The organism is Nonomuraea sp. NPDC049269 (genome assembly GCF_043197155.1).
GTDB lineage: Bacteria > Actinomycetota > Actinomycetes > Streptosporangiales > Streptosporangiaceae > Nonomuraea.
Map to the genome: position 1 here is coordinate 1 of NZ_JBICSO010000015.1, position 22,143 is coordinate 22,143.

The following is a 22,143-nucleotide window of genomic DNA, read 5'->3' on the forward strand; positions in this document are numbered from 1 at the left end:
GGCAGGCCGCCGTCGGCCAGCCGCCGCGCCACGGTCCGGCCCGCCTCGGAGGTCAGCCGCGCCGCCCGGGACGCCGCCTCCGGATGGGCGCCGCGGGGGGGGCGCCCCCCCCCCCCCCCCCCCCCCCCCCCCCCCGGGGGGGCCCCCCCCCCCCCCCCCCCCCCCCCCCCCCCCCCCGTCGTTGGCGCTCAGTCCTCCCAGGCGCGCTGCGTGCGGCGCATCCCTTCGAGCCGTTCGCCGGTCTCCCTGGCGTAGGCGTCCTGCAGCTCGTCCAGGTCGCGCTTGAACGTGCCCAGCGGATCCTCGACGCCGAGCGGCAGCCCGAGCAGTTCGCGGGCCTGCCGCTCGTGGTCTTCCTGAGCGGCGCGTACGGCCTCGACCACGTCGCGGCCCAGCTCTTCCGGTTCCAGCCGCATGGCCCGATGGGTGATCCGCACCTCGACGAGTTTGCTGTCGGCGTCCACCCGCGCGGACACCGTTCCGCCGCGGCTCTCGCCCGATCCGGTCACCTGACGTAGCTCCCGCGTGGCCTGTTCGAGCTCGCGCATCGTCCGTTCGCTGGCCTGTACGAGCCGGTCGAGCTCGTCGAGGCGGGGGTCACTGGAATCCATGCGTTCCACGGCATCGGCAGCAGGTTAACGAACAGCCATCGGCAGCCGTCCAATCGTCTAACTGATCATTAAGAGTGCCGTGCAAACAGGGAGGTAAGGGACGCCATCGGGAAGAATTCGTACATATGACGACGAAAGCGGTTGCGCCGGGGCAGGAGATCTACGTCACCTCCACGGCCATCGGTCACACGCGCGATCGGGTCGACGACGAGCTGAAGGCGGCGATCTCCTTCGTCAGGAGCCTCGTCGGCACGGTCGGGGTCGAGGCTCCGGGCTTCGGCGTACTCGGGGAAATGGTGCTGGGCGGCACCTACGACGGCATGTGCCGCTGGGCCGACAGCACACTGGGCCAGGCGGAGGAGACAGTGGACAGCTGGGTGGGGGCGCTCGGCATCGGGGAGCGTAACTGGCGCGCGGCCGAGAAGCAGAGCGCCGTGAGGTATCGCAAATGAGCGACTACGGGAACCTGCGCAACTACTCGCATCCCGCCTACAACACGCCCCCCACCGCGAACACCGGCTACTCGCCCTACAGGTATCCCGGCTACAACTCGCCCACCTCACACGGCGCCTATAACCCCTACAAGCCGCCCACCTTCGGGCCGCCTCCGACGATGCCGGAGCCGATCGGGCCCAAGGTGCTGGAGTCGCTGAAGAGGCTGGGCCGGATCTCGGCCTGGCTCGTCCCCGCCGTGGTCGTCGCGGGCACGGCCATCGCCAACGAGCCGGGCATGGCGCAGGCGGCCACGAACTGGAAGAACGGCATCGCGGGCCGGCTCGACGACGGGGTCAAGCAACTGCTGCCCCAGCTCGTCGCCACGTCGCGGAGCGGCTGGATCGCCCTCGACCAGCAGGAGTTCGAGCGGGTCGTGTGGATCTTCCACCGGGAGATCGGCGCGCTGCGCGGCGTGCTCGGCGACGTGGGTGGGATGGTCGACGAGGTGGCCGCCGGGTACCGCAGCTACTGGGTCAAACTGGCCACGCTGGGCGTGACCACGCTCACCTTGCTGCTGTTCGCCAAGCGACTGCAGGCGTTTCCGCACACCAGGCTGTATGGCGGCCTGCTGGAGAAGTTCGTCGCCTCCGGAACCAACGGCGCGGTGGCCGTGCTGACCTTGACGCTGGTGTCGGGTCTGCGTGGCGCGGGAGACATCATGTCCACCGTGATCAAGAAGGAGCACCAGTTCGGCTACATCAAGCCGAGCGGCGCCGCCGAGGTGAACTTCGAGCAGGCGACCATCAACGCGAAGGAGTTCCCGTCGTTCCAGGCGCCGGACAAGCCCGGCGACCTGCCCAAGGGCTATGAGAAGTTCGACTGGGTGGAGCCCGAGCAGACGACTTCTCAGTAGGGCCGGTACGGGCCGCCCTGCTCCACCGACTTGATGCCCGGGTGGTTCGCGAGCGATCCGTACCGGTCGTACGTGTACAGGACCCCGGCGATGATGTTGTCCACCGGCTCCAGGATCTGCTTGTATCCCGGCAGGCTGTTGTGGTCGAACGTGGGTGGGATGGTCTGCATCAGTCCCTGTGACGGCACGCCGTTCTTGGCGTTGATGTCCCAGTTGTTGATGGCGCTCGGGTTGCCGCCGGACTCGTGGTAGATGACGGTCCAGATCCGCTGGATGGCCTTGGGGTCGTTCGGGTCGAGGTCCTGGAGCTTGTCCAGCAGGCCTCTCTTCCGCAGCTCCGCGGCCATCTCCGGCGACTTGATGACCCGGAGGGCCTCCTTGATCCAGTTCACGACCTCGGCCTTGGGCGCGGGGGCGTTGCCGGCCGAGGAGACGCCGCCGCTGTAGGCGTAGCCGGCGCCGCCGCTCGCGCCGCCGCCGTCGCTGCCACCGGCGGCGGCCGCCGACTCCAGCGTGGTGCGCTTGTCGTCGAACGGCGTCCTGACCCACTCGACCTTGTGGTCGCCCGCCTCGAAGTCGGCCCCGTCCGGCGGGGGGACCTTGGTGAAGAAGCCGAACCCGGCATCCGCGCCGAGCTGCTTGGCCAGCGCCTTCTTGGCGTCCTCAAGGTCGCCTTCGGCCTTCTCGACCAGGCTCTCGGCCTGCGTGACGTTGCCGCTGACGATCGTCGTACGGGCGAGCGCGGCGTCGGCATCCTGGGACGTGGCCTTGGGATTCAGCTTCGCGTACTGGCTCTTGTACGTTGCCGCGCGCTCGACCGCGTCCTGGCAGAGCGTGTTGACCTTGCCGTGGGCGTCCTCCAGGGAGGTGGCCGCCTTGTCGAGAGCGTCGGCGCAGGCCGTCAGCGCTTCGTTGAGGTCGGTGCTCGCCCGCGGGTAGGCGTTCATGTACTTGGTGAAGGCGTCGGCCGAGCCGCCCTGCCACGCCTTGTCCACCTCGCCGACCGCCTTGGTCAGAGAGCTGGTCGACCTGGTGACGTGACCGGCCGCCGCCCGCCAGGCGCCGGCGGTGTTCCTGATCGCCTGCGGATTCCCGGTCACTTTCGCGAGGAGCGCGGCGAGCCGGTCACCACCGGGCAGGTCGCTGACCCCGCTCATCCGCCGGAGGCCTTCGCCGCCTTGCGCAAGTTGGTCTCCACCTGGTCGATGGCCTTCTCGACACTGTTCAGCCGGCTCTTGCCCGCCTGCAGCTCTTCCTTGAGCGCCCGCCACACCTTGTCGACGTCCGTGGCCAGGTCGCCGGAGTCCTTGAGGGCGCCGAACGTCTTCGACGAGGTCTGCCCGGTCGGTGCGGAGGACTTGGTGCCCTCGAACGCGTCGTCCAGATCGAGCATGTTCGCCACCTTGCGGGCCCGTTTTCCGCATTCTTCGAGCGCCTGGAAGTGCACGTCGACCCAGCCGCTCATCGGACCCCCAGACACCTTGCTGCGAAGTGCACGAAACATGAGCATAGTGGACAGTTATCTGAGATGTCCTTGAGGAAGGAGAAACGCTTGGGACAGGAAGGCGGCTACTCTGCGCAATGGGCAAATATCCGGCATGGGGCCGTAACCGCGAAGGAGGAGGCCGAGCACGTGCGCATGGTCCGTGACGAACTGCGTGACGTGTTCGCCGCCGAGGGACGGCCCATGGGGGACGACCAGTACGGCGCGGAGTTCGAGAAGAGCTTCCCCCTCCGGACGAAGGGCGTCTTCAAGGCTTTCGACGACTACATCGACGAGCTGGAAGGTGTCGGCGACGGGATGCGCGTCAACGCCAAGGGATACGAGGCCGCTGAGATCGACTCTCAGGGCTGACTCGCGTGCTGCTTGATGGGATACCGGTGCCCGAGTGGGCCCGTCCGTGGGCGGGCTGGGTGCTGGGCACCGACTGGCCCAAGGGGCGGGAAGGCGGTCTGTTCCGGCTCGCCGACGGGCTGGTGAAGGCGGCCCGCGACGTGGCCGCCGGAGCGGACCGCGACGGCGTACGGCTGGGCGCCGAGGGGTGGGACGGAGCGGCACTCCGGGCGTTCCGTAAGCGGGTGTCCAAGGACGTGGGCGGCCGCCAGGCGGCCCTGGTGCGGTCCCTGGTGGACCTGGCGTTCGCGTGCAACGAGCTGGGGGTGCAGCTCGAGTTCACCAAGCGGATGATGCGGCTGGCCGTACTGCTGCTGGTGGTGCAGCTGGCGTGGCTGATGTGGGCGCTGGCGTCGCCGGCGGGTGGGCTGGCGTTGCGGCTGATGGGGGTACGCGCCCAGGCGGCTCGATGGACGGTACGCCAGTTCGCCCGCCGGTTACTGATCAACATCGCGCTGTTCGGCGGGTTGCTCGGCGGGATGGACCTCCTGGTCCAGCTGACGCAGTCGCGCCGGGACGAGATCGACTGGCGGCAGGTGGGGTCGTCGGCGGCCACCGGAGCGTTGACCGGGGGGTTGCTGACCGGGCTGGCATGGGCGTTCCCGACGCGCTCGCTGTGGATGCTGATGGGCCAGTCGGGAGTGGCGAACGCCGGTGCCGTGCTGGGCACGGAGTTGTGGAGCGGTGACGGACCGGTCGACTGGACGCTGGTGCTGAAGGGCATGACGTCGGGCGTGGTCGGCGGTGCCGACGCGCACTGGGCGAGCTGGAGCCCGGACGGCGGCCACGCGGGACCCAGACCGGCGGACGGGCACACGCGCGCCGACGACCCGGGCCCTCGGGACGGCGGCCCTCGGGACGGCACCGGGCTCGATGGCCTGGACGGGAACGGTCGCACAAGACTCGCCGACGCCGGCGAGCCTGGTGTGCTGTCCGGCGGCGAGGACGCCCGGCCGCACCCGTACGAGGGGTCGAACACCACCCAGCGCAGCATCGACGAGCTGATCAACTGGTCGCGCCCGGGCGAGCCCGGACCCACCCCGCTCAGGAACCACGCGGAGTTCGGCGAGAGCGCCTCCCGCGGCGTGGTGGCGCGCGAGCCGCTGCCCGGCGCCGGCGGCGAGACCGTGAAGCTGGAGAAGGCCAGGCTGGCCGACGGCACGCACGCCGTCGAGAAGGAGTTCTCCGGGACGGACCGGCGAGACCGCGAGCATCTCAACTCGCGGCTCGGCCGCACGGTCGGCGCCGAGGTCGCCGCGACCCACATCACCGGCGAACGCCACCTGCTCATCGACTGGGTCGACGGTGAGCACGTGCCGGCCCAGCGCGGGCCGGACGGCAAGTGGCACCTGTCGCGGCTGCACAACACCCGTGAGGGGATCCTGCTCGGCCTGCTCGACGCGCTGACCGGCAACCACGACCGCTTCTCCCCGGGCCGCGCCGCGCACGACTTCCTGGCCGGCCACGACGGCATCGTCAGGGGCATCGACGGCGACAAGACCTTCACCGGGCGGCTGCCCGACACGAACAGCCCCTTCGTCCGCCACTTCTTCCGCGACAAGGGCGAGCTGCCCGACTGGGGGCCCAACCCGCTCAGCAAGAGCGACGTCGAGACGCTGCGGACCCGCATCGAGGCGCTGCGGGCGGAGTTCCGCGGCCACGCGGACTGGTATGCCGACGTCAAATACGCCTTCGAGAAGATCGCGGAGAACGCGAGCGGCACGGTGTCGGTGCTGGACGCACCCCACGGGTCCGTCATCGTGGAGCCGCGGGCGGCGGGCCCGGTGTTCGGGGAGCGGCCCCGGACGTTCGAGGGAACCACACCGCCTCGCGCGCCGGACGCCGTCCCGCCGGAGCGGTCCTCGTCGACCGGCGACCCTGGCGACCGTATGCGGGCGCGCCCGGTCCGCAGTTACGAGTTCGAACCCGACTACCGCACTCCGCTCCTGCCGGTCAACGGCGAGTCCGTCTTGGCCAAGCTCCGGGGTGTGCTGTCCAATTGCATAGACCCGCGGCAGGCGCTCAGAGCGAGCGAATGGGCCCACCTCAGGAAGAACGCGGATCCGTGGGTGGTCGAGGGCCGCAACCCGCAGCGTCCGGTGCTCGATGCCAGCGCTCGCGTGGAGGCACGCCGTTTCGCGATCCGCGGCGACGAGGTCCGGACGGTGACCGAGTTCACGGTCAAGATCAAGTACGTCGCCGAGAAGGGCATGACGTCCGAACAGGTCGCGCAACTCAAGTCCAACGCGCTCGACGGCGTGGACCGGTACTACAACCACCAGCACCGGCTCCGCGACGGCAGCCAGCTGCACGTCCGGCTGGAGTTCCAGGAAGTGCGTAACGCGCAGCCCGGCGATCTGGAGGTGGTGACCTTCCGCGCCGCCGGTGGTCGCGCCGACATGGTGACCTGGTACGCGGACAACGACGGGCACATCCACGCCCACGAGATGGGGCACCACCTCGGGCTGGCGGACGAGTACCTCGAACCCCCGGAGCGGGGCCGCCGGACGCTCACGGACCGGCACATGGAGCCGGGCGACAATCTGATGGGCGACGCGGTCCGTGTGAAAGTGGACGGCGACGTGCTGCTGGACCACGCGGGCCACGAAGTCCCGCCGGTGGCCGCGCTGCGCGACCACCACCTGGTGCACTTCGACGACCTGGTGCCCGCGTCGCAGCGGTTCGTCGAGGGGGAGGCCGGGTTCCGGCAGCCGGCCGACGAGTGGACGCGGCCCGCGTACACGCCGGAACAGCTGCGCCTGTCCGACCACCTGAGAGACCTGCTCGTCAAATTCCCGCATCAGGACGGCGACCTGATCGACCACGTGCGGGTACTGGATCGCGCCTACGCCCTGTTCGGCGATCGGCTCACCCAGCGCCATATCGACTACGTCCGCGCGCTCCTGGACACCGCCCACTCGCTCTACGGCGCCGCCCCCGATGCCGTGACGGTACGAGATCTGCGCCGCCTGTCCGGCCTGGTGACCTTCCTCGGCTGGAAGCCGGACGCGGGACCGCTCGACGGGGCCTGGGTCAGGGCGCGGAGCGAGGCGGTGCTGGGGCACGGTCATGCCGACGCGAGGACGATCGAGGGCCTGTCGAGGCTGCGCGAGTGGTTCGCCTACACCGACGGGCGGCCACACCCGGGCGAGACGGGACAGCAGGTCATGCAGAGGGCGGCCGGAGAGTTCTTTGGCGAGCCACCCAGCGAGGCCGGCGTCCGCCGCGCCGCTACCTTGTTCAGCGAGGCTGCGGAGCGCTCGCCCGTCCTGGCCGACGGATCGCCCGACTACGTCCGCGTCACCGCCGAGCTGAGGGCCAAGCAGGCGGGAGAGTGGCAGGGCCTAGCGTACGGCGGCGACCACTTCGGCGCGCTCGTGGAGCAGCTGCACGACGACCAGGGAGCCGGGCAGGCCGCCGGGCCACCCAAGGCTCCTGGGGAGTACCCGCACAGCAAGGGGCCGGTATGGGACGCGCGAAGGGTGGGCGAGGCGGTCACCGACTGGGGGGCCACGCCGCACGGGGGGAAGCCGCACACCTTCAGCCCGGCCGAGCTGGTGGCCGCGCGCAAGCGGGCCCATCCGGTGAACATGGAGGCACGTGACCCGGGGGTCGCGGCCATCGAGCGTCGCGACCTGACCGTCAAGGCACGCGACGGAGCGATACGGCCCGTCACGGAGTACACCGTCAGGTTCGCCTACCGTTCCGACACGTCGCCGCTGGGTCACCTTGGCACGCGCGTGCGGGCAGGTCTCGACCAGTTCGTCAACGGCAGGTACGTGCTGCCGGACGGCTCGACGCTGCTCGTCCGCGCGGAGTTCGAGCCGGCGGAACGCCGCGGTGTCACGATCGGACACCGCGACGAGGCACCTGGCAGCAGGCCGTTCGACTTCCCCCACGAGGCGTCACGCGTCGATCTGGCGCTCAAGGTCCTCGATCAGCTGGGGATGGACGACGTGCTCGGCCCACCGCGGACGGCCGAGGCCGCCTCGACCGAAGCGGCTCCCAAGGCGGACGCCGTAGCCGCGCGCAGGCAGGCGGCATGGGACGCGCGAAGGGTGAGCGAGGCGGTCACCGACTGGGGGGCCACGCCGCACGGGGGGAAGCCGCACACCTTCGGCGCGGCCGAGCTGGTGGCCGCGCGCAGGCAGGTCCAGCCGGTGAACATGGGGGCACGTGATCCGGGGGTCGCGGCCATCGAGCGTCGCGACCTGACCCTCAAACCGAAAGACGGAGTGGTACGACGCGTTACCGAGTACACCGTCAAGTTCGCCTACCGTTCCGACATGTCGCGGGCGGACCTGGGCTACTTCGGCAGGCGCGTGCGGGCAGGTCTCAGCCGGCTCGTCGACGGCAGGTACGTGATGCCGGACGGCTCGGCGCTGCTCGTCCGGGTGGAGTTCGTGCCGACGGCACGCCGTGGTGTCACGATCGGACACCTTGACGAGGCACCTGGCGGTAGGCCGTTCGACTTCCTCTACGAGGCGTCATACGTCGATCTGGCGCTCAAGGTCCTCGATCAGCTGGGCATGGACGACGTGCTCGGCCCACAGTAGACGGCCGAGGCCCAGTTCCCTAACCGCGCAAGCGGGCGTGGGGCGGCTCGGCCCGTTCTGGGTCACTGCGGTTTTGGGGGCGTCAGGCGGCTCAGCCCGTTCTGGGTCACCGCGTACAGGTCGTCGGACAGGGCGAGCGGGACGTCGCCCAGCCGGGTCTCGCCGACCTGCTCGCCGTCCGGCAGACGCCATAGCCGTACGGTGCCGTCGTCGCAGCCCACCGCCAGCACATCGCCGCCGAGGAAGCGCAGGCACCGGACCGTGCCCGGGTTGCCGCCGAGCACCACGACGTCCTCGCCCGTCTCGGTGTCCCGCACGGGTACCAGCCCGTCATAGCTGCCGGAGGCGAGCACCGCCCGGCCGCCGAGCGTGCCGAACGCCAGCGCGTACACCGGCAGCGAGTGCCCGTACACGGCCGACAGCGGCCGGCCCGTCGCCGCCTCCCAGGTCCTGACCACCCGGTCGTACCCGCTCGACGCGATCACGACCCGGTCACCGGACCGGCCGGTTGCCACACACGTGACGCCCGCCGTGTGTGCGGCCAGGCGGCGCAGCGGGCGGCCCGAGATCGCGTCCCAGGTCCTGACCGTGCCGTCCATGCCGCCGGAGACCAGCAGGTCGCCGTCGAGGGCGAGCGCGAGCACCTGGCCGGTGTGCGGGGTCGGCACCGCGACCACACCGCTCATGGGATCGTGTACGCGGACGGTGCCGCCGTCGGTGCCGCAGACCAGGCTGCCACCGTCGAAGGCCAGGCTCGTGATGCCGCCGTCTGTGGAGGCGGCGGTGAGGCCGTCTGTGGGGGCGGCGGGGATGCTGTCGCTGGGTGCGGTGGCGCCGTCGTCCGCGGATGCCACGGGCCGGAGGTCGCCGTCGGCCAGACGCCAGACCCGCAACGCGCCGTCGGGGGAGCCGGCGGCCAGGAGCGTCCCATCGGTGGCGACCGCATCCGCGACGGCGTCGGTGAGCTCCCGCAGCAGCGTGCCGTCGACCGTCCAGACCCGGACCCCGTCACCTACGGTGACCAGCCGCTCCGGCGCTGCGCCGTCCTCCGCGGTGACCAGCCACTCCGGCGCTACGCCGTCCTCCGCGGTGGCCAGCCGCTCCGGCGCTGCGTCGGCCCCGATGGTCGCAAGCCCGGCGGCCCCTTCGGCCCCGGGGATCCCGATCGGCGGTTTTGGCACGGTGGCGATGCCGGCGGCCCAGTCGCCGGACCGCCATCCCGCCAGGAGCGTGCCGGTGTGCGGGTCGTGGATGGTCACCCGGCCGTCGAGTGCGCAGGACGCCAGGGCCGGCCGTCCCGACACAGTGAGGAAGGCCAGGCCGGTCACGCTCGCCTCGTGACCCTCCAGGGCGCGTAGCTCATGCCCGGTGCCGGCGTCCCAGATCCGGATGAGCCGGTCAGCGCCCGCCGATGCGACGAGCCCGGCACCGGCGGCGACCGCGTTCACCCAGCCCCCGTGGCCGGGCAGCGAGTGCAGGGTGCGGCCGTTCGACAGGTCGGTGAGCCGTACCATCCCGTCGTCGGAGCCGGTGACCAGGAGCGTGCCGTAGGCGCGCACCGCGTTGATCGCGCCTTCGTGCCGATCCGCCAGTGAGCCCAGCGATCCCGCGGCGTCCCAGACGCGCAGCACGCCGTCGGCGCCGCCGGTGTAGATCAGCCCGCCGGCCGCGGCCACCGCCAGAACCGGGCCGTCGTGGCCCGCCTCGGCGTGGAGCTGCTGCCCGGTGCCGGTGTCCCAGACCCTGATGACCAGGTCGTCGCCGCCGGTGGCGACGATCTCCCGGCCACCCGCCGTGCCGAGCGCGATCGCCCGTGTGTGCGCGTCGGTGACGGTGGCGGCGCCCAGTTCCTCCTCGTACGGCAGGCCGTACAGGGCGAAGGTACGGCCGGGACGGGACAGCGCGTAGGCGGGCCGCCCGCCCACGGTGCCGAAGGCGGCGGCGGCCGGTGAGCCGGGATCGGGCGGTGGCAGCGTGGGGTCCGGCGCGGAGCGGTGGGCCAGCCTCGGCAGCTCGTTCGCCGTCTCCCTGACAGCACCGTTGCCGACCTGGTGCACCAGCGCGTCGAGTATCCGCAGCACCCGCTCCAGCCCCAGCTCGCCGCCGTGGTGCCAGCCGAACAGCACCGACCCGGCCAGCTGGCCAACCCCGCCGTCCGTGCCGTCTGCGGCGTCCGCGCCGTGCCCGCTTTCCGGGGTGGCTTCGGCGCCCCTGTCGGTGACCACCACGCTCACCTCGCGCAGCGTGGAGCCCGGCACCGGCGCGGGCGCCGCCACATCGGGGAAGCCCGAAGCGCGCAGCGCGTCCAGCAGCCACGGCCACACGACTGGGTCCAGCTCGGCCGTCCAGGCCCGGACGCCGCTCGCCCGCGCATGCTCCAGCCGGGCCCGCCCGTCGGCCGAGACCGTCAGGTCCACGGTGCCGGGGAAGGACGTGCCGGTCAGCCGGTAGCGCACATGTGACACGGCCGACAACCTACGGCGTGTCCAGGAACGCCGTCTGGATCAGGCGCGCGCCCGACCTCCTGTCCACGTAGAAGCCGCGGCCCGGCGGGAGCTGCTGCGGACGTACGTTGCCGAACAGCGCGCCCTCGTCCTTGTTGCCCGACATGATCAGAGCCGGGCTCGCCATCTCCTTCAGCCGCTGGACGGCCGGGTCGAACATGGAGCGGCTCGCGCCGCCCATCTGGCGGGAGATGATCAGGTGCAGGCCGATGTCGCGGGCCTGCGGCAGCAGTTCGGCCAGGGGCGCCAGCGGGTTGTTCGAGGTGGCGACCAGGTCGTAGTCGTCCACGATGATGTACAGGTCGGAGCCTTGCCACCAGCTGCGCTCCCTGAGTTGTTCCGGCGTGAGGTCCGCCGGGGGCAGCCGCTTGAGCAGCGCGGTGCGGGCGTCCTGGATCAGCTCGGCCGCGGCGGTGCTGGAGGCCGCGTACCCGATGCGGTGGTCGGTGACCGCGGTGTCGAGCAGGGCGCGGCGGTAGTCCAGCACGATCATCATGCATTCCTTGGGCGTCTTCCTGACGACCAGGCCTTCCATGATGAGCTTCAGCACGTTCGACTTGCCGCACTCGGTGTCGCCGAACACGATGAAGTGCGGGTCGACGTCGAAGTCGAGTGCGACCGGCGCCAAGGCGGCCTCGTCGATGCCGATGGCGATCCGGTTCGGCCCGGTCAGGGCGGGCTCCGGGAGCGACGCGGCGGGCAGCATCGCCGGCAGCAGTCGCACCGGGCGGGCGGCGGGACCCTGCCAGGAGGCCCGTACGACCTCCACCAGCGAGCGCACGCCGGCGGAGAGGTCGTCGGCACCGCGCACCCCGTCGATGCGCGGCAGCGCGGACAGGAAGTGCATGCCCTCCTTGGTCAGGCCGCGCCCCGGCACGCCTTCCGGTACGGCCAGCGCCGCCTTGCGGCTGACCTCCGACTCGTAGGCGTCACCGAGCTTGAACTCCAGCCGCGTGCCGAACAGGTCCCTGATCCCCGCCCGGAACTCCGACCACTTGTTGGTGGAGGCGATGATGTGGATGCCGTACCCGAGCCCTCTGGCGGCGAGGTCGGTGATGACCCCCTCCAGCGCCTCGTACTCCTGGCGGATGGTCAGCCAGCCGTCGATCAGCAGGAAGATGTCGCCCCAGCCGTCGCCCTCGTACTCTCCCGAGGCCACGAGCCGGCGGTAGGTGCTGATCGAGTCGATGCCGCGCGCGGCGAAGTCGCGCTCGCGCTGCGCGAGGATCGTGGCGATCTCCGCGACGGTCCTGCGTACCCGGTCCCCGTCCATGCGGGTGGCCACGCCGCCGACGTGCGGCAGGCCGTCCAGCGCGGCCAGCGCGCCACCGCCGAAGTCCAGGCAGTAGAACTGCACCTCGCGCGGCGTGTGCGTGAGCGCCATGCTGGTCACCAGCGTGCGCAGCACGTTGCTCTTGCCGCTCTGCGTGCCGCCCGCGACGCCGACGTGGCCGGCCGCTCCCGACAGGTCCAGCCAGTACGGGTCACGACGCTGCTCGAACGGCTTGTCGATGATGCCCACGACCCCGGCGAGGCGGCCCCTGCCCTCCCAGCCGGGCGTGGACAGACCGAGCTCGGGGGTGACGGTCAGCGGCGGCAGCAGGTGCGCGAGGGTCGGCGGCTCGCCGAGCGGCGGCAGCCAGATCCGGTGCGCGGCCGGGCCGTGCCCGGACAGCCGCTCCACGACGATGTCGAGCAGGCTGCTCCGCGGCCCCTTCTCCTCGTCCGTCCTGGCGACCTCCTTGGCCGGCTCCTCCACGACCGGGAGCGGCGAGTAGGCCGGGCCGTACTCCACGACCTGGCGGATCGTCCTGTCGTCGCCCTCGGGGGCCGCGAGGCGGGGGTCGGCCTGGTGGGGGCCGGACACGTACGCGGCCTTGAACCGGGTCATGCCGGTGGTGTCGAACTTGAGGAAGCCGTTGCCCGGCGCGGACGGCAGCTCGTAGGCGTCGGCCACGCCGAGCACGACGCGGCTCTCCATGGCCGAGAACGTCCGCAGGCCGATCCGGTACGACAGGTGCGTGTCCAGGCCGCGCAGCCTGCCCTCCTCCAGCCGCTGGGAGGCCAGCAGCAGGTGCACGCCGAGCGAGCGGCCGAGCCGCCCGATCATCACGAACAGCTCGATGAACTCCGGCTTGGCCGACAGCAGCTCGCTGAACTCGTCCAGCACCACGAAGAGCGTCGGCATCGGCGCCAGTTGGGCGCCCTGCTCGCGGGCCCGCTCGTAGTCGCGCAGCGAGGCGTAGTTGCCGGCCGAGCGCAGCAGCTCCTGACGGCGCACCATCTCGCCGTGCAGCGCGTCGTACATGCGGTCGACCAGCGGGAGCTCGTCCTCCAGGTTGGTGATGACCGCGGAGACGTGGGTGAGCGTGTCGAGCCCGAGGAAGGTGGCGCCACCCTTGAAGTCGACCAGGACGAAGTTCAGGATCTCCGACGAATGGGTGACGGCGAGGCCGAGCACCAGCGTGCGCAGCAGCTCGCTCTTGCCGGAGCCGGTGGCGCCGATGACCAGGCCGTGCGGGCCCATGCCGCCCTGCGCCGACTCCTTGATGTCCAGCTCGACCATCCGGCCGTCGGCGCCGAGGCCGATCGGCACCCGCAGCCGGTTCCGGCCTGCCCGCGGCCGCCAGGTCAGCGCCGGGTCCAGCCGCAGGGGGTCGCCGATGCCGAGCAGGTCGGTCAGCGTGGTGTTGACCGACAGCACGTCCTCGACCTCGCCGCCGCTGGTGGCGGAGGCGCGCAGCGGCGCGAGCTGCCTGGCCAGCCCTTCCACCCGCAGGTAGTCGAGCTTGTCGGGGTTGCCGAGCCGGGTCTTGTTCTCCTTGCCGGCGTGGTCGAGCTTGATCATGTGGAAGCCGTCGGGCTGGATCTCCAGCCGGAGCGTGGCCTTCTCCTCCACCGGCCCGGTGGCCCCGGACAGGTCGATCACCGTGACGCCCTGGATGGCGTCGACGCCGAGCTGCGAGTCGTGCGGCACGTGCCCGCCGTCGACGATGAGCACGTGGTACGGCAGAGCGTCCGCGGGTGAGCCGGGCCGGAACCTGGCCCGCTCCTTGAGCTCGGCGCCCACCAGGCGGTCCAGCTCGCTCATGTTCTCGGCCATCAGGCGCACCGGCCCGGCGGCGTCGACCTCGTCGGGGTGCAGCGCGTGGGGCAGCCACTTGACCCAGTCCCAGTGGCCCATCCACTCCTGGCCGGCGCACACCATGATCCGCAGGTCGTCCGGCGAGTGGAACACCGCCATCTGGCCGATCATGGCCCGTACCAGCTCGCGCATGGCCATCGCGTCGCCACTGAGCTTGATGCGCGCGAACGAGCCCAGCGCCACGGCCACCGGCAGCTCCGACACCGTCGCGTGCGCCCGGACGAACCTGCGCAGCGCGCCGGCCGACAGCGCGTCGAGGTCCTCCACCGGCTTGGAGTCCGGCGGGATGAGCTGGATGGCCAGCTTCTGCACACCGGTGCCGAGCCGTACCGTGCTGAAGTCGTCGTCACGCGGCCGGCGCTCCCACAGACGGGGGCCCATCGCGATCCACCAGAGCGCGTCGGGCTCGGGGCCGCTCCACTCCAGTGCCTCGCGCTGCTGCTTGGCCGCCCGCCTGACCTTCTTGCGCACCTGCGACAGGTAGCGGAAGTAGTCGCGGCGGGCCCCGTTGAGCTTGTGCTTGCGTTCACCCGCCTGGCGGCCCATCTGCCCCAGCGTCATGCCGACCATGGAGACCGCGAACATGCCGCTGGCCACGTACATGATCGGATTGGAGTTGCCGCCCGCGGTGAACATCAGGGCCATCGCGGCGGCGCCCGCCACCATGGGCAGATACGTGAGCACCAGCATGAAGCCCTGGCCCTGGACCTCGGGGATCTCAGGAGGCGATTCGAGCAGGATCTCCCCGCGCGGAGGTTTGGGGCTGGGACGACGTTCGGGTCGCCGGACAACGACGATGCTCACCGTGGAATGGTCCTCCGTATCGGTTGCTGACCTTCTTACCAGAAGCGACCCGATATGTTCTCTCTTGTCCATGATGCTCGTGGGACGGAGTCCAGCGATGGGATCGATGGTCCACGGACCGGCCGTTCAGGGACCGTTTCCGCAGGGTCCACCTCGCCTGCCAGGTCCGCCGCACCTGCAGGGCCCCCCGCACCCGCCGGGACCCATGCAGGTCAGCTCGCTCGCCCAGGTGCACGTGCCGCTGCCCCCGCTGTGCCATGTGACGATCGTGGGACCGCGGCGCAAGGCCGATCTGGCGCTGCCCGCCGACATCCCGCTCCCGCACGTCCTGCCCGGACTGCTGCGCGCCCTGGACGAACTGGGCGGCGAGTCCGCCGCCGCGCCGGGGTGGACGCTGCAGCGGCTCGGCGGCTCCCCGCTCGACCTGGGCCAGAGCCTCGGCGCGCTGGGCATACTCGACGGCGAGGTGCTCTACCTCAGGCCGCGCGAGGCGATCCTGCCGCCCGCCCTGTACGACGACGTGGCCGACGTGGTCGCGACCGGGGTGAAGAAGTCCTCGGGCACCTGGGAGACCAAGCACACCCGGCTGATGGGCGCGAGCGGCGCGCTCGGGCTGCTGGTCGTCGGCGCGTTCGCCCTGGCGCTCTCCGGAGCGTCCCCGCTGGTCGTCACGGTGGTGGCGGGCCTGATGGCGCTGGTGGTCGTGGCCACGGGCGCGGCCCTGTCGAGGGCGGTGGGCGACTCCCTGGCGGGCGCCCTGATCGGGCACGCGGCGCTGCCGTACGGCTTCATGGCTGGCCTGTTCGCACCGGCCAGCGGCGGCGTCCTGAACGTCGGCCCGCCCCACCTGCTGGCCGCGCTCGCCTGCACCGCGCTGGTGGCGACCATCGCGGGCGCGCTGATCTCCGACGGCGTGCCGGGATTCCTCGGTACGGCCGTCGCCGCGACCTGTGGGGCGATCGGCGCGGCCGTGGTCATGGTGTGGGGACCGCCGCCCGCGGGAGTGGCCGCGGTGACGGTGTCGATCCTGCTGGGGTTGAGCCCGCTGGTGCCCACGCTGTCGTTCCGCCTGGCCAAGGTGCCGCTCCCGGCCATGCCCACCACCGCGGAGGAGTTGCGGGCCGACAACCAGCGCCTGGACAGCGCGGCCATCCAGGAACGGACCATCATCGCCCAGCGCTACGCCACCGGCATGATCATCGCGGTCGGGCTGGTGGCGCTGGTCTCCGAGGTGCTGCTGGCGACGTACGGCGGCTGGGTCGCCTCCCTCATGACCGGAACGCTCGGACTGACGCTGATGATGCGGGCCCGGGTCTTCCGCGGCGTCCGTCAGCGGCTGTGGCTGATCACCGTCGGTCTCGCCGCGTTCGGCCTGCTGGCGATGACCCTCGGCCCGAAGTCCGGCGTCATCGGGGCCGTGGCCGTGGCGATCGTCATGCTGTGGCTGGCGCTGACCGCCGTCGGCATCGGCCTCTGGCTGCCCACGGGCAGGCCGTCGCCGTTCTGGGGCCGCGCGGCGGACATCGTGGACGTCATCCTGATCGTCGAGCTCTTCCCCCTTGCGCTGGGCGTTCTCGAGGTCTATTCGTGGGTGCGCGGTTTGTCCGGGTGATAGGTTGCTGCGCGATTTAACAGTTTTGTGAGAGTGGAGTGAAGATGCAGGAGTTTGGGGACTTCGCGAACATCGACATCGAGAAGCTTCTCAAGGGCGCGGACGAGCAGTTCGCCCGCATCGAAGAGCTCCAGAAGAACATGACCGACATCGTCGGCCGGGCCCAGGACGACGACGGCCTCGTCACGATCGCGTACGGCAGCGAGGGGCTGCGCGACCTCCTGCTGCATCCCAAGGCGATGCGGCTGAGCTCAGGCGAGCTCTCCGAGCTCATCAAGCAGCAGCTCCAGGCCGCGACCGCGGACCTGCAGCGGCAGGTCACCGAGGCCATGGGCGAGGCCTTCGGCGACGAGGACAACCCGATGAAGTACGTCGATGACCCCGAGGCCGCCCTGCACAAGATCAAGGAGGCCGAGTCCGCCTACAACCGGACGTTCGAAGACGTCATGGGCGAGCTCGACCGTATCCGCCGCCGCCTGGACCTCTGACCGTCGTCTAGACGTCCTTCTTCGTGCCGAGGGGCTGGCCGTCCTTGCCGAACTGGGGCAGGTTGGGAATGTAGACCTGCTCGAACGCCGGCATCTTCTTGGGGTCCGAGGGGGTGACGGCCTTGCTCATGTCCGACGCGGAGCCGCCCATGAACATGGTCGCCGACCCGGCGATGCCGGCGGCCGCCAAGTAGACGCCTTTGCTGTTGCCCACGATCGCCCTCAGTACGGCGAGCGCCGCGGCGCTCGAAGCGGTGGCGGTGAGGTCCGTCGCCACCGTCGTGGGAGGGAAGAGCTTGCCCGCGGCGCTAAGGGCGGAGAGGGTGGCCAGGACCGTGGCCACGGAGATACTGGCCACGGCCGCTTGGAAGGAATGTTTGGCGAGCTGGTCGAGCGCTCCCGCGAGCCCCTCGTAGACTTGCGAGCTGTTCTTCGCCTGCGTGGTGAACTTCTTCACCGCGGCGTCGACGTCCGGACGCGCCATCTTCTCCCAGTGGTCGGAGTCGATGGTGTCGAGGGCGGTGTCGATGGACGTGGCCGCGTTGTTGACCGTCGCGGTCATGTGGCGGGTGTCTCTGGCCGCTTCTTGGATGTCGCCGGGGCTGGAGAGAATCGTGCCGATGAGCGTCCCGGCGAACCTGCAGATCGTTCGGATCGCGGGGTTCGATGGCAGGCCCGCGGCGATGAAGCAGGTGCCGATCGCCGTGGTGTAGAGGCTTGTCCCATATGGGTAAGTGTCCATGTCGTCCCCGGGTCATTTCTTCGCGGTGCTCTTGGCGTTGGCCTCTCGGACGACGTTGGCTCCCTCTCGGAGCTGCTCGTCCCAGACACCCAATTGGTTCTTGGCACTCTTGAGGTAGTCGGCGGCCGACGTGCGGGCCGAGCCGTACGCGGAGCTGAACATCATCGAGCCCACCAAGCCGAAGCCTGGGAAAGGGATGCCGATGTGCCGGGCCGTTTCCTCCGCGGCGCCCAGGTGGTCGCCCGGGGTGTCGCCCTTGCCGTCTTTGGAGGGGCCGATCGTCTTGCCGAGCTTCTCCATGACGTCGGGGTGGGCCTTGCGCCAGCCGCCGCCTACGCCGCCTGCCGCGAGCTTGGTGTCCTTCGCGGTTGGGGGGGTGTCCTTGCTGTCGGTTTGGTCGCCGCCCTTGCCTTTGCCCTTGCTGTCGCCTTTGCCCTGGTCGTCGCCGCCCCCACCCCCGCCGCCTCCGGTGGGCAGGCCCCCGGTCGGAGTCTCCGCGCTGGGTGTGTCCACGGCGGGAGTCTCGGCGCTGGGTGTGTCCGCGGAGGGAGTCTCCGCGGTGGGCAGGTCCGGAGTGGGTGTCTCCGTGGTGGGCGTTTCCGTGGTGGGCGTTTCCGGGGTCGGCGTTTCCGGGGTGCCGGAGCCGGGGTCTTCGGTGCCGCCGCCACCGCCTGACGGGTCCGTCGAGGGGGTCTCGGGAACGGTCGAGCCGTCCTGGCCGTCGGGCGCGCTGGGGTCGGTCTGGCCGCCTGGGTCCGTCTGGGAGTCCGCGGGGTCGGTCTGGGAGCCGCCGGGGTCTTCCTGGCCGTCGGCGCTACCGGGGTCGGTCTGCGGGTCCGACGTGTCGCCCTGGTCGCCTGTGTCCGACTGGTCGCCGGTGTCCGTGCCGCTCTGGTCGTCCTGGTTTCCGGTGTCGTCCTGGTTCTGCGGGTCGTTCGGGTCCTCGGTCGCGTCGCCCGACGTGTCGGTGCCGTCCGGGTCCGCGCTCTCGTCGGCGTCTGAGGGCTCCCACGCGGGATCACCTTCGGCGGCCTGCGGATCGACCGAGCCGGGCTCGCCGTCGATCACGTCGTCCACCGTCTCGGGCCCGACACTCAGCTGGTCGGACTCGATCACCGTGGGGTCCCCCTGGCCGTCGGCCGGGCCCGCCTGATCGGGCGGGATCTGGTCGACGGCGGGTCCGGCCTGGTCCGGCGGGATCTGGTCGACGGCAGGCCCCGCCTGGTCTGCTGGGATCGCCTGGTCGTCGACGGTGGCCGCCTGGGTCGCCTGGGTGTCGGGCGAGCCGGCCTCGATGAGTCTCCCGGGATCACCAGAGGTGTCGCCGCCCTGGAGGCTCACCGGTGAAGAGCCCCCGGTCACGTCACCCGAGACAAGGACGGTCGTCCCACCGTCGATCGAGCCCGGGGGTGCGGTGCCCACCTGGACCTCGCTCGGGCCGTCCTGCGGCGGGGGAGAGCTCCAGTTGAGCAGGCTGTCGATGCTCGATCGCCCCACGGTCCCGAATTCGGCCACCTGTCGCCCTCCCAGCAATCAACACAGAAGCGGCAAAAGCGTATCCGTGAGGCTGCTGAGCCGTACAGGTTGTGAGCTTTTACGACAAGTCGCGACCACCCATCAGCGGACTCAGTCAGAAATCGGCGGGCCGTCTACCTGCTTGTTTGCCAAAAAGTCGCCTAACGGTGATCTAGCCGTTATGTTAAGTATCTGTTATTTCTGGGGCAGATGGGGGCTAGCATGCCATTTGATGTTGTTTGCGGGGGTACCCGGGTTGACCGGACCTACGGCACCGCCGTACAGAACCAGACCTTGTTGACCTGGAGGTCCAATGGCCACACTTATGGGTACGGCGCCCACGAAGCTCATCAAGGCTGCCGGCCAGTGCGAAACCACCGCCCAGTACATCGAGGGCATGCGCCAGAGGGTGCAGACCATCAAGGGTGACCTGATGGCCGCCGGCTGGAAGGGCGGCGCTTCCCAGCAGTTCGGCAAGGCGCTCGACGCCTGGGACCTTGACTTCCGTCAGGTGATCAAGATCCTTGAGGACATCTACGACAAGCTGAACATCAACGCTGGTGTGTACGCCGACGCCGCGCAGCAGAACATGGACATCTCCAGCGGGCTCAACAGCGCCGGCAGCGCCGGCCGTATCGACTCGCTCATCAACGCGTCGAGCTAAGCCCCCCCAGCACCTAGGACGGAGACACTCATGGCCGACACCTTCACTCCCGAGGACTACACCTACGCCCACTTCCCCAACATGGAAGCGGCGTACGAGCAGCTCAAGTCGATCGTCACCGAGCTGGACAAGGCGACGGACGATCTCTACAACGACGTCAGGACCACCCTCGGCACGGACTGGGAGGGTGAGGCGAAGACGTTCTTCGACGGCAAGAAGGCCCAGTGGGACAACCTCGAGGTTGAGATGGGCAAGCAGCTGTTCGAGGCGGCCAAGGCCGTCAGCATCGCCAAGGGTAACTACGAGACCGCTGAGCGGCGCAACATCAGCATCTGGTCCGACTAAGCAGTCGGTCGCGCCGATCGTGCCTCCCTCGGCCGGTGCCGCTGAGCGCCGGCCGGGTTCCTTTGTCTATGGGGGTTGGGGATGACTCAGAAGGATGCAATGGAGGGCGAGCAGGACCCTCTGTACATCGATCCTGATCTGTTCGACTCGGGACCGGGGCGGGAGCATTCCCCCACCCAGATGCGAGCGATCGCGGAAGAGCTCAAGTCGTACCTCGGCGGTATGACGGGACCCGGCTCGGCGGAGGGCTACACCAACGGTTCCGTGAACGGCATCCTGGACCACTGCCAGCTGTCCGAGGCGCAGATCGGCACGTGGCACGACGCCAGTGCCTTCAGCAGGACTGTCGGCGCCAACAGCGGCGGCAAGAAGTTCGCGCAGGTTTATCAGGAATTCATCGACGCCTACAAGGACGTGATCGCCGCCGTCGAGGCGAGCGCCGCCAACCATGGCGCCGGTGACAAGGCCAATGAGGGCAAGGGCTGATGGCCGAGGGCAAGGGCGGCAGGCATGTCGTCGTCATCCTGTCGTTCGACAAGATGCCAGAGGGCGGTGAGGTCAAGGCGTCCAAGGACGAGATCCTGACGATGCTGAAGAACACCCAGCCCAGCCAGATCGAGGATGCCGGGTTCGCGTACGACAAGGCGTCGAGCGCGATCGAGAGTGCCGTCAACGCGCTGGAAGAGCACGCGGGCAAGATCCTCAACGTGTGGAAGGGCCCTGACGCCAGCAAGGCGCGCCACGCGCTGCAGATGCTGCACGCCTCAGGCGGCGAGCTGTCCACCAAACTGGAGATGATGGGCTCCGCCCTGCGCCAGTACGCGAGCTACCTCCCCGAGACGATCTCGAAGGTCGAGGGCATCTCGACGAACAAGAGCTCCGATGGCGACGTTCCCAGCTCCGAGATCATGGTGGACGACGCCGCCAACGCGAAGGCCGCGAAGGCCGCCGCGGACCGCGAGGCCCAGCAGGCGATGCAGGAGCTGAACAAGAAGATCGTCGATCTTTACAACGTTCAGGTTCCGCACGACGTCTCCTACGAGCTGCCCGGCGTCTCGATCCCGGGCGGTACGGGCACGTACCGCGACCCCGGATACCCGGACCGCGTGGGGATCAACGCCGGCTCCGGTGGAAGCGGGTCGTCGGGTGGCTCCGGCGGGTTTGACGGCGGCTCCGGTTCCGGCGGCTCGGGTTCCACGGGCTCCACGGGTAACGGCACGGGCTCCGACGGCTCCCGCGGCAGCGGTTCGGGCGACTCCTCGGGCTCCGGCTCGGGTGACAAGCCGGGCTCGGACTCCGGCAACGGCAGCCAGAACGGCTCCGACTCCGGCGACAAGCCGGGCTCGGACTCCGGCAACGGCGACCAGAACGGCTCCGACTCCGGCGGTCAGGGCGATTCGTCGAGTGACGGCACCGGCAGCCAGGATCCCTCGAAGACCGGCGGTTCCGACACAAAGGACCAGACGGTCCCGCCCGTGCTCGGCCAGGACGACAAGACCAGCAGCGACAACGTCAAGGGCGGCTTGGACCCGAACGGGACCGAGGTGTCCGCTTACTCGCCGACAACGCCGACCACTACGCCGACCACGGTTTTCAACCCGACCGGCAATCCGGTGAGCACCATCGCCCCCAACCCGGTGGGCGTCCTCTCACCCACCGGCACGCCCAGCGTCCCCTCGGTGCTCGGCTCGCCGAACGGTGGCATGGGCGCGGGGGGCCAAGGGCTCGCGGCGGCGATGCGGACGTCCGGGAACGGCATGTCCGGCGGCATGCCGTTCATGCCGATGGGTGGTGGTGGCGCGTCGGACCAGGGGGACTTCGAGAGAATGACCTATCTCCCCGCGGACCAGGACGATTGGAACTCTGCGCACGACGTGACCGACCCGGTCATCTGCTGATCGCGCTACGGGGAGTG

17 protein-coding genes are annotated in these 22,143 nt (G+C 70.3%); 10 read left to right on the top strand and 7 right to left on the bottom strand.

All coding sequences use genetic code 11. The features are described 5' to 3' along the window. Positions 1 to 188 precede the first annotated feature (188 nt). Positions 189 to 611 (bottom strand): YbaB/EbfC family nucleoid-associated protein, encoded by a 423-nt coding sequence (locus ACGFNP_RS56990; protein ID WP_358330010.1) that lies wholly within the window; start codon positions 609 to 611, stop codon positions 189 to 191. Between the two features lie 125 nt (positions 612 to 736). Here ACGFNP_RS56990 and ACGFNP_RS56995 point away from each other — a divergent pair, with 125 nt between their 5' ends. Both ACGFNP_RS56995 and ACGFNP_RS57000 read left to right on the top strand, forming a co-directional pair. Beyond that, positions 737 to 1,063 (top strand): hypothetical protein, encoded by a 327-nt coding sequence (locus tag ACGFNP_RS56995; RefSeq protein WP_214633410.1) that lies wholly within the window; start codon positions 737 to 739, stop codon positions 1,061 to 1,063. Beyond that, on the top strand, positions 1,060 to 1,959 hold the full coding sequence (locus ACGFNP_RS57000) for a hypothetical protein (protein WP_393332978.1): 900 nt from the start codon (positions 1,060 to 1,062) through the stop codon (positions 1,957 to 1,959). Before ACGFNP_RS56995 ends, ACGFNP_RS57000 begins: the two co-directional genes overlap by 4 nt. Here ACGFNP_RS57000 and ACGFNP_RS57005 read toward each other — a convergent pair. Further along, positions 1,953 to 3,116: a WXG100 family type VII secretion target gene (locus tag ACGFNP_RS57005; RefSeq protein ID WP_393332981.1), complete on the bottom strand. Its 1,164-nt coding sequence runs from the start codon at positions 3,114 to 3,116 to the stop codon at positions 1,953 to 1,955. The two genes, ACGFNP_RS57000 and ACGFNP_RS57005, sit on opposite strands and share 7 nt — an antisense overlap. Next, entirely contained in the window at positions 3,113 to 3,424 is a 312-nt protein-coding gene (locus ACGFNP_RS57010) for a hypothetical protein (protein WP_358330000.1), read from the bottom strand. The genes ACGFNP_RS57005 and ACGFNP_RS57010 overlap by 4 nt, the downstream gene beginning before the upstream one ends. An 87-nt stretch (positions 3,425 to 3,511) precedes the next feature. Between ACGFNP_RS57010 and ACGFNP_RS57015 the strand changes: the two genes are divergently transcribed. Both ACGFNP_RS57015 and ACGFNP_RS57020 read left to right on the top strand, forming a co-directional pair. Continuing rightward, entirely contained in the window at positions 3,512 to 3,814 is a 303-nt protein-coding gene (locus tag ACGFNP_RS57015; protein ID WP_358329997.1) for a hypothetical protein, read from the top strand. A 26-nt stretch (positions 3,815 to 3,840) separates the two neighbouring features. Beyond that, entirely contained in the window at positions 3,841 to 8,409 is a 4,569-nt protein-coding gene (locus ACGFNP_RS57020) for a hypothetical protein (protein ID WP_393332985.1), read from the top strand. 62 nt (positions 8,410 to 8,471) lie between these two features. On the opposite strand, the gene ACGFNP_RS57025 is transcribed toward ACGFNP_RS57020, so the two are convergent. Beyond that, complete coding sequence (locus tag ACGFNP_RS57025) at positions 8,472 to 10,874, bottom strand: WD40 repeat domain-containing protein (RefSeq protein ID WP_393332988.1); 2,403 nt, start codon at positions 10,872 to 10,874, stop codon at positions 8,472 to 8,474. Positions 10,875 to 10,884: 10 nt separating this feature from the next. Further along, positions 10,885 to 14,862 (bottom strand): type VII secretion protein EccCa, encoded by a 3,978-nt coding sequence (gene eccCa / locus ACGFNP_RS57030; protein ID WP_358329989.1) that lies wholly within the window; start codon positions 14,860 to 14,862, stop codon positions 10,885 to 10,887. Between the two features lie 205 nt (positions 14,863 to 15,067). Between eccCa and eccD the strand changes: the two genes are divergently transcribed. After that, positions 15,068 to 16,474: a type VII secretion integral membrane protein EccD gene (eccD, locus tag ACGFNP_RS57035; RefSeq protein ID WP_358329986.1), complete on the top strand. Its 1,407-nt coding sequence runs from the start codon at positions 15,068 to 15,070 to the stop codon at positions 16,472 to 16,474. A gap of 44 nt (positions 16,475 to 16,518) precedes the next feature. Next, positions 16,519 to 16,962 carry a YbaB/EbfC family nucleoid-associated protein gene (locus tag ACGFNP_RS57040; RefSeq protein WP_358030243.1) on the top strand — a complete coding sequence of 148 codons (444 nt, stop codon included), beginning with the start codon at positions 16,519 to 16,521 and terminating at the stop codon, positions 16,960 to 16,962. Between the two features lie 7 nt (positions 16,963 to 16,969). Here ACGFNP_RS57040 and ACGFNP_RS57045 read toward each other — a convergent pair whose 3' ends face one another. Beyond that, the gene (locus ACGFNP_RS57045; RefSeq protein WP_358329983.1) at positions 16,970 to 17,704 is read right to left on the bottom strand and encodes a hypothetical protein; all 735 of its coding nucleotides are present in this window, start codon (positions 17,702 to 17,704) and stop codon (positions 16,970 to 16,972) included. A gap of 12 nt (positions 17,705 to 17,716) precedes the next feature. Next, positions 17,717 to 19,219: a hypothetical protein gene (locus ACGFNP_RS57050; protein ID WP_393332993.1), complete on the bottom strand. Its 1,503-nt coding sequence runs from the start codon at positions 19,217 to 19,219 to the stop codon at positions 17,717 to 17,719. A 313-nt stretch (positions 19,220 to 19,532) separates the two neighbouring features. Here ACGFNP_RS57050 and ACGFNP_RS57055 point away from each other — a divergent pair, with 313 nt between their 5' ends. From ACGFNP_RS57055 to ACGFNP_RS57070, 4 genes are all read left to right on the top strand, one after another. Next, complete coding sequence (locus tag ACGFNP_RS57055; protein WP_358329977.1) at positions 19,533 to 19,883, top strand: WXG100 family type VII secretion target; 351 nt, start codon at positions 19,533 to 19,535, stop codon at positions 19,881 to 19,883. Positions 19,884 to 19,913: 30 nt separating this feature from the next. Beyond that, positions 19,914 to 20,228 (top strand): WXG100 family type VII secretion target, encoded by a 315-nt coding sequence (locus ACGFNP_RS57060; protein ID WP_358329974.1) that lies wholly within the window; start codon positions 19,914 to 19,916, stop codon positions 20,226 to 20,228. Between the two features lie 99 nt (positions 20,229 to 20,327). Then, on the top strand, positions 20,328 to 20,714 hold the full coding sequence (locus ACGFNP_RS57065; RefSeq protein WP_358329971.1) for a hypothetical protein: 387 nt from the start codon (positions 20,328 to 20,330) through the stop codon (positions 20,712 to 20,714). Further along, positions 20,714 to 22,126 (top strand): WXG100 family type VII secretion target, encoded by a 1,413-nt coding sequence (locus tag ACGFNP_RS57070; protein WP_358329968.1) that lies wholly within the window; start codon positions 20,714 to 20,716, stop codon positions 22,124 to 22,126. Before ACGFNP_RS57065 ends, ACGFNP_RS57070 begins: the two co-directional genes overlap by 1 nt. Positions 22,127 to 22,143: the final 17 nt, after the last annotated feature.

Excerpts from the sequence above, each read along its gene's own strand:
- ACGFNP_RS57060 (WP_358329974.1), top strand. The coding sequence starts at position 19,914 with ATGGCCGACACCTTCACTCCCGAGGACTACACCTACGCCCACTTCCCC.
- ACGFNP_RS57000 (WP_393332978.1), top strand. The coding sequence starts at position 1,060 with ATGAGCGACTACGGGAACCTGCGCAACTACTCGCATCCCGCCTACAAC.
- ACGFNP_RS57040 (WP_358030243.1), top strand. The coding sequence starts at position 16,519 with ATGCAGGAGTTTGGGGACTTCGCGAACATCGACATCGAGAAGCTTCTC.
- ACGFNP_RS57010 (WP_358330000.1), bottom strand. The coding sequence starts at position 3,424 with ATGAGCGGCTGGGTCGACGTGCACTTCCAGGCGCTCGAAGAATGCGGA.
- ACGFNP_RS57055 (WP_358329977.1), top strand. The coding sequence starts at position 19,533 with ATGGCCACACTTATGGGTACGGCGCCCACGAAGCTCATCAAGGCTGCC.
- ACGFNP_RS57065 (WP_358329971.1), top strand. The coding sequence starts at position 20,328 with ATGGAGGGCGAGCAGGACCCTCTGTACATCGATCCTGATCTGTTCGAC.
- eccD (WP_358329986.1), top strand. The coding sequence starts at position 15,068 with ATGCAGGTCAGCTCGCTCGCCCAGGTGCACGTGCCGCTGCCCCCGCTG.
- ACGFNP_RS57070 (WP_358329968.1), top strand. The coding sequence starts at position 20,714 with ATGGCCGAGGGCAAGGGCGGCAGGCATGTCGTCGTCATCCTGTCGTTC.
- ACGFNP_RS56995 (WP_214633410.1), top strand. The coding sequence starts at position 737 with ATGACGACGAAAGCGGTTGCGCCGGGGCAGGAGATCTACGTCACCTCC.
- ACGFNP_RS57045 (WP_358329983.1), bottom strand. The coding sequence starts at position 17,704 with ATGGACACTTACCCATATGGGACAAGCCTCTACACCACGGCGATCGGC.
- ACGFNP_RS57005 (WP_393332981.1), bottom strand. The coding sequence starts at position 3,116 with ATGAGCGGGGTCAGCGACCTGCCCGGTGGTGACCGGCTCGCCGCGCTC.
- ACGFNP_RS56990 (WP_358330010.1), bottom strand. The coding sequence starts at position 611 with ATGGATTCCAGTGACCCCCGCCTCGACGAGCTCGACCGGCTCGTACAG.